The following is a 5,448-nucleotide window of genomic DNA, read 5'->3' as shown; positions in this document are numbered from 1 at the left end:
CTCAACAAGATTGCCCGCAAAATTGGGCAGCCACCGAACGCGAGCAGGCTTTCATCGCCGGCGTCATGCTCGGGGAGCTGCGCACGGGTGCGCTTGAGGGGGTGCTGACGGATGCCGTTGCCCGGGCCTCTGACCGGCCTGTCGACTCCGTGCGCCGCGCAGCGATGCTCTCCGGTGACCTCGGCGAAACAGCCCTGCTGGCCATCACGGGCACGGCAGCCCAGCTCGACGCCGTCGGCCTCGTGGTGGGCCGGCCCGTCCAGCCGATGCTTGCCTCCACCGCGGCCAACGCCGGCGCCGCGCTTGAGGCGACGGGCGAAGCGTCCGTGGAGTACAAGCTCGACGGCGCCCGCATCCAGGTGCACCGCTCCGGCGACGACGTGGGCATCTACACACGCACCTTGGCCGACGTGACCCACCGGCTGCCCGAGGTGGTGGAGGTGGTGCGCGCGCTGCCGGTGCGCAACGTGATCCTGGACGGCGAGACCCTGGCCCTCGACGAGGACGGCGGCCCCCGGCCGTTCCAGGAGACCATGTCCCGGTTCGGGGCGGACGCGGCACGGACCACGGTGCTGCATCCCTGGTTCTTCGACGTGCTGCACATCGACGGTCGCGACCTCCTGGACGAACCGCTGTCCACGCGCATCGGCGTGCTGGAGCGGATCGCCCCGGAGCACCGGATTCCGGGGGAGATCACGGCGGACCCGGGTGTTGCGGAAAGGGTCTCGCGCGATGCGCTCGCCGCGGGCCACGAGGGCGTGGTGGTGAAGGCGGTGGGATCGGCCTACACCGCCGGCAGGCGCGGTTCCAACTGGATCAAGGTGAAGCCGGTGCTGACCTACGATCTCGTGGTCCTTGCCTGCGAGTGGGGGTCGGGCCGCCGCACAGGACTGCTCTCCAACCTGCATCTCGGAGCCCTCGATCCGGCCGGCGAGTTCGGTGAACCCGGCGGCTGCGTCATGGTGGGCAAGACCTTCAAAGGCCTCACCGATGCGCTGCTGCGCTGGCAGACGGAGAGGTTCCAGGAGCTTGAGGTCCGGCGCACGGCCGGTACGGTCTGGATGGAACCCGTCACCGTGGTGGAGATCGCCATCGACGGTGTGCAGCAGTCCCCGCGCTATCCCGGCGGGATAGCGCTCCGGTTCGCCCGCGTCAAGCGGTACCGCGAGGACAAAACGGCCGCGGAAGCGGACACCATACAGACGCTGCGCGGACTGCTTCGTTAGCAGTTGTGCCGGTTCGTCTGCGGGCGTACCGTGACGCTTAAGTACCTCAGCGTCCAGCGCGCGGCCGTATACGGACGGCTGGACGGATGGTGTCCGAGGAGGCCGGAGTGTCAACTGAAACGGGCATTGACGAAGGGCGGTCCGCGTTCCGGGAACATCGCTGGACTGACGCTTCCAGGAGCTACGCCGACGCGGACAGGCGCGGCGGACTCCCCGCAGCCGACCTTGAGCGGCTGGCAACGGCCGAAATCCTGACCGGCAACACCACCACGGGCCTGGACACCCTCACCCGCGCGCACGAGGAATACCTGATTGTCGGCGATGTCACCGGCGCGATGCGGTGCGCGGTGTGGTTGGGTATGCACCTGCTGAACCTTGGCGAAACGGCCAGGAGCGCGGGCTGGTTTGCGCGGGGTAAGACGCTGGTGGATGAGCTTGATGAACCGGGTCCGGTGGCGGGCTTGCTGCTGTTTCCCGTCGCGCTGGGAAAACTCTACGGCGGTGACGCCGCAGGCGCGCTGCAGCTTTTCACCGAAGCGGGCTCTTTCGCCCGGCAGTTCCAGGACAGGGACCTGGCGGCGCTGGCCCTTCTCGGAACCGGACAGGCAACGCTGATGCTGGGACGTGCGGAGGAGGGCCTGGGGATGTTCGATGAAGTCATGGTGGCCGTTACCGCGGGGGAGCTGTCCCCGGTACCTTCAGGAATCATCTATTGTGCGGTGATTGGCAATTGCCACCTGGCCTTTGACCTGGAGAGGGCGCTTCAGTGGACGGTGGCGCTGGACCGCTGGTGCAGGGCACGGCCCGACATGGTGGCGTTCAGCGGCCAGTGCCAGTCCCACCGCGCCGAGCTCTTCCGGCTGCACGGGGCATGGGCCGAAGCGCTCAAGGCAGCTGCCGCGGCTCAGGGACTTGCCGCCACGGGTGATCCCCAAGCACTTTTCGGCGGTTTCTACCAGCAGGGCGAAGTGGAGCGCCTCGCCGGGAAGCTGGACGCTGCGGAGGAATGCTACCGGCAGGCTGCCCGAAGCGGGTGGGAACCGCAGCCAGGCCTGGCACTCCTCCTGCTGGCCCGCGGAGAGGCGCGGCAGGCGCAGTCGATGATCCGACGGGCGGCGGGGATTGCGGATGCGGCCACCCGCTGCCACCTGCTGCCGGCGCTGGTGGAAATCGAGCTGGCCGCGGGCGATCCCGAGGCGGCGCGGCGGTGTGCGGAGGAGCTGGAAAGCATTGCCAGGGACCACCCCAAACCCATGCTCCAGGCCGTCGCCGACCAGGCTGACGGGGCGGTCCGGCTCGCCGAAGGTGATGCCGCCGGCGCCTCGCAATCCCTGCGGAAAGCCTGGAGGGTGTGGCAGCACCTGGGCGTTCCCTACGAGGCAGCCCGCTGCCGGGCACTGATCGGGCGTACGTGCCGCGACCTGGGAGATGAGCCTTCGGCGCTGATGGACTTCGAAGCTGCACATGCGGAATTCCTGGAGCTGGGGGCAGCGCCCGCCGCCGCCTGGGCGGCCTCCCTGATGCGGGCAGGCACCGACAAAGGGGCAGGCACCGCCGGGCCGTTGACCCCGAGGGAAAATGAAGTGCTTCGGCTGGTGGCGTCAGGAAAAGGGAACCGCGCCATAGCCGCGGAGCTCTACCTCAGTGAAAAGACCGTGGCGCGCCACATCAGCAATATCTTCCTCAAGCTGGGCCTGTCCTCCAGGGCAGCCGCAACCAGCTACGCCTATGAGCACGGGCTGGCCGGGTAGGCCGCCTGCAGATAAATACCCACGACCCGTCCGGAGCGGGTTACATACTTCGGCCGACGCGGAGGGGAAGGCTGCGCCCGTAGCCTCGAAACATGAACCTTCCCGTGCTCGCCGGAACCGTCTCGACGGTGCTCTTTGCCGTCGGTATGCTGCCGATGCTTTTGAAGGCTGCCCGCACCAAGGACCTTGCGTCATACAGCCTGGGCAATTTGGTGCTGAGCAACGTGGCCAACGCAGTGCACTCGATCTACGTTTTCAATCTTCCTGCAGGTCCCATCTGGGTCCTCCACCTGGCCTACGTCCTGGCATCCGCCCTGATGCTGGCATGGTGGCTGCGCTACAGGGAAACGGGGCACGAAACAGCAGCCAGCACCGCAGCTGCCGGCATCACAGCAGAAAGTGCGTCGGCCGGCAGCCCAGCGGGAGGGTTCAGCCTTAAGAATCCACTTGCTATAAAAGGAGCGCGGCCATGAGCAACGACAATCGGGCCGGCATGCTGGACACCATCATCATCGGCGGCGGGCAGGCCGGACTTGCCATGGGCTATTTCATGAAAGGCCAGAAACGGAAGTTCCTGATTCTGGATGCGTGCCAAAGAACCGGCGATTCCTGGCGGCAGCGGTGGGATTCGCTCCGGGTGTTCACGCCCGCCAAGTACGACGGACTGCCCGGCGCACCGTTCCCGGCGGACCGGCTGTCCTTCCCCACCAAGGATGAAGTGGCGGATTACCTCGAATGGTATGCCGCGGAATTTGAACTGCCGGTCAGCCACGGCATCCGCGTGGAGCGCCTCTGGCGGGAGGGGGACCACTACGTGGCCACCGCCAACGGCCACCGGTGGGAAGCGCGCAACGTTGTGGTGGCCACAGGCTCCACCCAGACGCCCGAGGTGCCAGGCTTTGCAGCTGAACTGGCCCCTTCCATCAGGCAAGTGCATTCCAGCCAGTACCGGAACCCGCAGCAGCTCCAGGACGGCCCGGTCCTGGTTGTGGGGCTGGGGAACTCCGGGGCGGAGATCGGCCTCGAAGTTTCCGGGACCCGGCCGGCGCTGGTGGCCGGCAAGCCCACAGGCGAGATCCCGGTGAAGCACGGCAAAGCCGCGGCACGTTACGCGTTCCCGGTGGTGCGCTTCCTGGGCCTGCACGTGTTGACGCTTGGTTCACCGATTGGCCGCAAAGTGGCGCCGGCAATGAAAGCACACGCCGAACCACTGATCAGGACGAAGACGAAGGACCTCGCGGCCGCCGGCGTGCAGGTCGTGCCGAGGGTCACTTGGGTGGCTGAAGGGATGCCTGTGCTGGCTGACGGGACCCGCCTGGAGGTCTCCAACGTGGTCTGGTGCACCGGTTTCCGGGAGGACTTCAGCTGGATCGACCCGGCCCTGCTCGACGCCGGCGCAATGCCCCGGCAGTGGCGCGGTGTGGCTCTGGATTCGCCAGGCCTGTTCTTCCTGGGGCAGCGGTTCCTGTACGCGGAAGTATCGGACACCCTTCCCGGCCTCGGCCGCGACGCGCGTTACCTGGCGGCCAGGATTCCGGCCCCCGCCACTCACGGATCCGCGGTGGCCGCCGCCTGAGCCAAGCCGCCTCCCCGTTCGTGCGCCGCCTCTCTCGTCGCCCGTACCCGGCCGTGATCCCCGTTACCTTTCCCGGAACATCCGCCATGCCTCGGTAGAATTGATGTTTTGTCCGCCGCTGGAAGGTCTTTTGTGTTGATAGCGAGAACCGTGGCTGCCTCCCGCCCGGTGCCCGAAGCAGCCGCCAAAAGCCGGAAGCCAACCTTCCGGCCGGAGGTCCAGGGGCTCCGTGCGCTCGCCGTGCTCATGGTGGTGGCCTACCACGTGTGGCTGGGCAGGGTGTCCGGGGGAGTGGACATCTTCCTGCTCATCTCCGCGTTCCTGCTGACCCTGTCCTTCGTCCGGAAAGCCGAGGCAGGGCGGCCGTTCGGCCTCCTTGGGCACTGGCTGCACCTGTTCAAGCGGCTGTTGCCCGCCGCCGTCGTGGTCATCCTGGGAGTCCTCGCCGGAACGTGGCTGATCCTGCCCCAGAGCCGCTGGCCGCAGGTGCTGGACCAGGCGTGGGCGTCCCTGCTGTATAGCCAGAACTGGCTGCTCGCGGACAACGCCGTTGACTACTATGCCCAGGACCACGCCGGAGCCAGCCCGCTCCAGCACTTCTGGTCGTTGTCCATCCAAGGTCAAGTGTTCATCCTCTGGCCCCTCATCTTCGCCGGCACCGCCGCACTGCTGGTGCTGCTGCACCGGATCCCCGGGCTCACCCGGGTCACCTACCGCGGGCTGCTGGCCCTGGTCTTCGGCACAGTCTTCGCCGTGTCCCTCGCCTACTCCGTGGAGCAGACCGCCGGCAACCAGGCGTACGCCTACTTCGACACCCGGACCCGGCTCTGGGAATTCGCGCTGGGCTCGCTCCTGGCGCTGGCCCTGCCCTACCTAAAACCGGTTCGGGGGCTCC

At 67.4% G+C, this 5,448-nt stretch carries 5 protein-coding genes; all 5 read left to right on the top strand.

Annotated features, from left to right (window positions below):
- Positions 1–1,226, top strand: a 1,226-nt coding sequence (locus tag ACKAE7_RS20320; protein ID WP_408980139.1) for an ATP-dependent DNA ligase, incomplete at its 5' end; no start/stop codon positions are given.
- Between the two features lie 107 nt (positions 1,227–1,333).
- Positions 1,334–2,977: a LuxR C-terminal-related transcriptional regulator gene (locus ACKAE7_RS20315; protein WP_408980138.1), complete on the top strand. Its 1,644-nt coding sequence runs from the start codon at positions 1,334–1,336 to the stop codon at positions 2,975–2,977.
- A gap of 92 nt (positions 2,978–3,069) precedes the next feature.
- On the top strand, positions 3,070–3,450 hold the full coding sequence (locus ACKAE7_RS20310; protein WP_229666346.1) for a hypothetical protein: 381 nt from the start codon (positions 3,070–3,072) through the stop codon (positions 3,448–3,450).
- A complete protein-coding gene (locus ACKAE7_RS20305) occupies positions 3,447–4,553 on the top strand; it encodes a flavin-containing monooxygenase (RefSeq protein WP_408980137.1) in 1,107 nt (368 codons plus the stop codon). Before ACKAE7_RS20310 ends, ACKAE7_RS20305 begins: the two co-directional genes overlap by 4 nt.
- Before the next feature lie 135 nt (positions 4,554–4,688).
- A partial coding sequence (locus tag ACKAE7_RS20300; protein WP_408980136.1) for an acyltransferase family protein occupies positions 4,689–5,448 on the top strand: 760 nt, incomplete at its 3' end.

It is taken from the genome of Pseudarthrobacter sp. NKDBFgelt, assembly GCF_046097905.1.
GTDB lineage: Bacteria > Actinomycetota > Actinomycetes > Actinomycetales > Micrococcaceae > Arthrobacter > Arthrobacter polychromogenes.
The sequence above is the reverse complement of the archived record's forward strand: the minus strand, read 5'-3'. Positions and strand labels throughout refer to the sequence as shown.

Excerpts from the sequence above, each read along its gene's own strand:
- ACKAE7_RS20310 (WP_229666346.1), top strand. The coding sequence starts at position 3,070 with ATGAACCTTCCCGTGCTCGCCGGAACCGTCTCGACGGTGCTCTTTGCC.
- ACKAE7_RS20305 (WP_408980137.1), top strand. The coding sequence starts at position 3,447 with ATGAGCAACGACAATCGGGCCGGCATGCTGGACACCATCATCATCGGC.